Here is a 3,872-nt window from a genome sequence, read left to right as displayed (position 1 = left end):
ATGTGTATAAGAGACAGATTACACTGAACAAGTCTTGAATTGGAAAGTTGCTTTAATCAGTTTTGAATTCAAAGAGATGCTATCTGCTTTATTTAGAAAGCAAAATGAATTTGGGAACGCTTATTTTGATGAGAAAAGCATGTGTATCAGAATAAAAAATGAAGCAGGAACAGAAATTCCAATCGAAGAACGTTCTGCAGGGGAAAAACAAATTATTTCTTCAGCATTTATTTGGGCGATGACAAAAGCTTCTGACTTAGATTTACCAGTGGTAATCGATACACCATTAGGACGATTAGATAGTCATCATCGAAATAATTTGATTACGCATTTCTATAGAAAGTTGAGTAAACAAGTTGTGATTTTATCAACAGATACAGAAATCACAAAAGAATATATGGAGTTAATGGAGCAAAATACAGCAAAACAGTTGATGTTAGATTACAACGAACAAGAGAAGTATACAGTAATTCGTGAAGGATACTTCGAATTCACGAAAGGAGTATCATAATGGATTCAAAGGGAATTAAACTTTCTAAATTAACGAAAACAAGAATTGATAATTTGATGGGAGAATTCGTAGATACTTTTGATGAATCATCAAAAGATGTTCGACCATTTGTAGTAAAACTAGGCTTATCAAAAGGAATTGCAAACAGTAAAGGGCTGTATACAAAACTTCCTTCAGGGTGCGAAAGTAGTGACTGGGAAATGGGTGCAATTATTTCAGGAGAAGATTTTACGATCTTCAAACATCTAATTATTAATGAAGCAGGTTCAACTTTGACAGACTTTGATATTAAGAAGCAAATGAGAATGTTCATTGAGCACGGGATTGAATCATTATATACAGTATGGGAAAACCATCATAATAGCGGAGATTTAGAAGACTTCAGGATTAAGATTTTAAGCTAAAAGACTTTAAAATAAATGTTAGATAGATTAAATCCAAATAAAGGTTATATTCACTTGAATAATAACCTTTATTTTTTTATACTTATATCAAAGTTACGTACGTAATGAGAGGGGATTATATATAACATGAATGCTACTTTTAATTATAATTTTCCTGCGTTAAAAGGCTATCAAGCTAATAAAGAATATTTTGTAGTAATGTGTCCATTGAAACTAATACCTAAAATCTTTTTGTTTGATGAAGAAGAAGTACCTGTTGAATATCGCGCTCAACGGATTATTAATAAAGGACGTATTCCAGAAATAACAGAATATATTGTTCATCATCCAGAAGATTACGTATTTTCTTCATTAACGGCTTCTGTAGACGGCGAGATGAGTTTTGAACCGTTCAATGACCATCCTAATTACCAAAATCTTGGACAACTCTCAATATCTTTAGAATCTAGGTTTTTAATCAATGACGGTCAGCATAGAAGAGCAGCGATTGAAGAGGCGCTCAAACTGGCACCTGAACTTGGAAATGAAACGATATCAGTTGTTTTCTTTCAAGACGCTGGATTGAAGAGATCTCAACAAATATTTTCAGATTTAAATCGTCATGCAGTTAATACGACCTCATCGATTGGCATACTGTACGACCATCGAGATCAATTATCTATGGTGACTAAAAACTTACTAAGTGAAATTCCACTTTTATCTAGATATACAGAAAAAGAAAGAACCTCGCTCTCAAAAAATTCACCAAAACTATTATCAATCAATCATATATATAATGCTAATTTACGACTAATCGAAAAGTCTAAAGGCGAACCAATTACTGAGCAGGATGTAGAAGTTATAAATTTGTTTTGGAGTACATTATGTGAGACTATTCCTGAATGGGAAGAAGTACTGAAAAGAAATATTTCTCCGAGAACATTGAGATTACAATCGATTACAGCCCAAGGATTATTTATCGAAGCAGTGGCAGAAGTAGGAAGAACCTTGATTGCGCAACGACCAGATTCTTGGTTAATAGGTATTAAGGAGCTGGCACGAATTGATTGGAGTCGAACAAATGAAAAAGATTGGAAAGGAAGAGCTTATGACGATTCCGGGAGAATCATCAAAAATCGCCGAACAATCGCATTAACATCTATTCGAATTAAACAGCTTTTAAATATTGAATTGAATGAAAAAGAGAAAGCAATGGAAGAAGATTTCTCTGTTGAAAGGAAGTTAAATTAATATGGGGATTATAAGTAATCAACTAGCTAAAAAAGAAGACAATCCTTTAGCAAGACAGTCTAAGGAACTGATAAAAAAAGTATACGCACAAGACGATCGACCTTGGGTTATTGGTTACAGTGGAGGGAAAGATTCAACTTTAACTGTACAACTAATATTTGAAGCACTGTTAGAAATGTTACCAGAACAATGGCACAAAAAAGTATACGTTATTTCTTCTGATACGATGGTCGAAAATCCACTAGTTGCAGCAATGATCAATGGTTCGTTGCAACGTATGCAAGACACTGCCTTACGAACTGGATTACCTTTAGAAACACAAAAAGTAAAACCATTAACGGAAAAAACATTCTGGTCGAATATTATTGGCAGAGGATACCCAACACCCAATCAAACGTTTAGATGGTGTACAGATCGTTTAAAAATTGACCCGGCAGATCGATTCATTAAGGATAAAGTAAATCGTTTTGGTGAAGTTATTATGGTTTTGGGTGTTCGTTCTAAAGAAAGTCAGAGTCGAGGAAATTCAATTAAAGAACATGAAATTCAAGGAACTGAACTACTAAAGCATACGACACTAAATAATGCCTTTGTTTTTGCACCTATTAAAGAGTTTGGATTAGATGATGTTTGGGGTTATCTTTTATCCAATCCCTCACCATGGGGAGAGGACAATGCGAAGTTACAAGAAATGTACTTGAATTCTAGTGGAGAATGTCCGTTAGTAGTTGATCAATCAATAAAAGAAAGTGCTGGATCATGTGGAAACAGTCGCTTTGGATGCTGGGTTTGTCCAGTAGTATCAGAAGATAAATCACTTACTGGATTTATTAACAGTGGCGAAGAGTGGATGACACCATTATTGAAGTATAGAAATCGTTTAGTGCGGGTACGAGACGATCGTAACTTAAGAATGCATCGTCGCATGAATGGTAAGTTCTATTTAATCGGTGTAGAGCATTACGAAAAAGATGGGATCACATACCTTTCAATCAAGAAAAAGGGCGGGAGATCAGCTAAGCTCTATTCTATAGAGAACGTTGAGCTTCCTGAAGTGGAAACTGCTGAAGTAGTAGATGAATATAACTTAAATTCGTATATCGTAAACAATCAAATTGATTTGAGTCGTCCTGAAAAACATAGAGATTTTTTCATCCGCCAGGTAGATCGAGAAGGAAACGTATCTTATTCTCAACTAGGTTTAGGACCTTTTACGCTTGAGGCACGGCAAATGTTATTAAAAGAACTATTAGAAGTTCAACGGGACTTAAATGCGCCTACATCACATGATATTCCATTGATTCAAGAAGAAGAGCTTCGAATGATTAGAAGAATGTGGTTACGTGAAGGCGACTGGAATGATTCATTGCCACAAATTTATTACGAAGTCTACGGTACTGAACTTGACTGGGAACATGATGATCGACCATTGATGACAGCAGATCAAATGTCAGATTTGGAATTGTTGGTTCAAAAACATCAACTTGATTTAAATACTGTTAAAAAATTATTCCATATCGGAAATGAATACGTAAGTTTAAAAGTAAAACGCGGATTCCAAAAAGAAGTGACATCTTTGCTAAAGCAAGATTACCTTCAGTTGTATCATGAAGGAGAGATAGAAAATGAAACTAAAGTCATTGACGCTTAAAAATATAGGGGCTTATAAGCAACAAACATTTGATTTTTCAAGTAAACGCAGTAAACAAAATGTGACCTTGATCCTG

At 34.6% G+C, this 3,872-nt stretch carries 4 protein-coding genes; all 4 read left to right on the top strand.

What is annotated here, in order from left to right; genetic code table 11:
- Positions 1–76 precede the first annotated feature (76 nt).
- The 4 genes from F8N00_RS16800 to dndC all read left to right on the top strand — a co-directional run bounded on the left by F8N00_RS16800 (position 77) and on the right by dndC (position 3,796).
- Positions 77–511, top strand: a complete 435-nt coding sequence (locus F8N00_RS16800; protein WP_421018628.1) for a hypothetical protein — start codon at positions 77–79, stop codon at positions 509–511.
- Positions 511–915 (top strand): hypothetical protein, encoded by a 405-nt coding sequence (locus F8N00_RS16795; protein ID WP_075642728.1) that lies wholly within the window; start codon positions 511–513, stop codon positions 913–915. The genes F8N00_RS16800 and F8N00_RS16795 overlap by 1 nt, the downstream gene beginning before the upstream one ends.
- A gap of 126 nt (positions 916–1,041) precedes the next feature.
- Complete coding sequence (gene dndB / locus F8N00_RS16790; RefSeq protein WP_075642727.1) at positions 1,042–2,145, top strand: DNA sulfur modification protein DndB; 1,104 nt, start codon at positions 1,042–1,044, stop codon at positions 2,143–2,145.
- 1 nt (position 2,146) lies between these two features.
- A complete protein-coding gene (dndC, locus tag F8N00_RS16785) occupies positions 2,147–3,796 on the top strand; it encodes a DNA phosphorothioation system sulfurtransferase DndC (RefSeq protein WP_075642726.1) in 1,650 nt (549 codons plus the stop codon).
- Positions 3,797–3,872: the final 76 nt, after the last annotated feature.

The sequence above is a fragment of the Exiguobacterium sp. A1_3_1 genome, from assembly GCF_048985645.1.
In the GTDB taxonomy this organism is placed as follows: Bacteria; Bacillota; Bacilli; order Exiguobacteriales; family Exiguobacteriaceae; genus Exiguobacterium_A; species Exiguobacterium_A indicum.
The sequence above is the reverse complement of the archived record's forward strand: the minus strand, read 5'-3'. Positions and strand labels throughout refer to the sequence as shown.

What these genes read in the sequence shown, in the direction of transcription:
- F8N00_RS16800 (WP_421018628.1), top strand. Translation starts at nt 77, where the DNA reads ATGCTATCTGCTTTATTTAGAAAGCAAAATGAATTTGGGAACGCTTAT.
- F8N00_RS16795 (WP_075642728.1), top strand. Translation starts at nt 511, where the DNA reads ATGGATTCAAAGGGAATTAAACTTTCTAAATTAACGAAAACAAGAATT.
- dndB (WP_075642727.1), top strand. Translation starts at nt 1,042, where the DNA reads ATGAATGCTACTTTTAATTATAATTTTCCTGCGTTAAAAGGCTATCAA.
- dndC (WP_075642726.1), top strand. Translation starts at nt 2,147, where the DNA reads ATGGGGATTATAAGTAATCAACTAGCTAAAAAAGAAGACAATCCTTTA.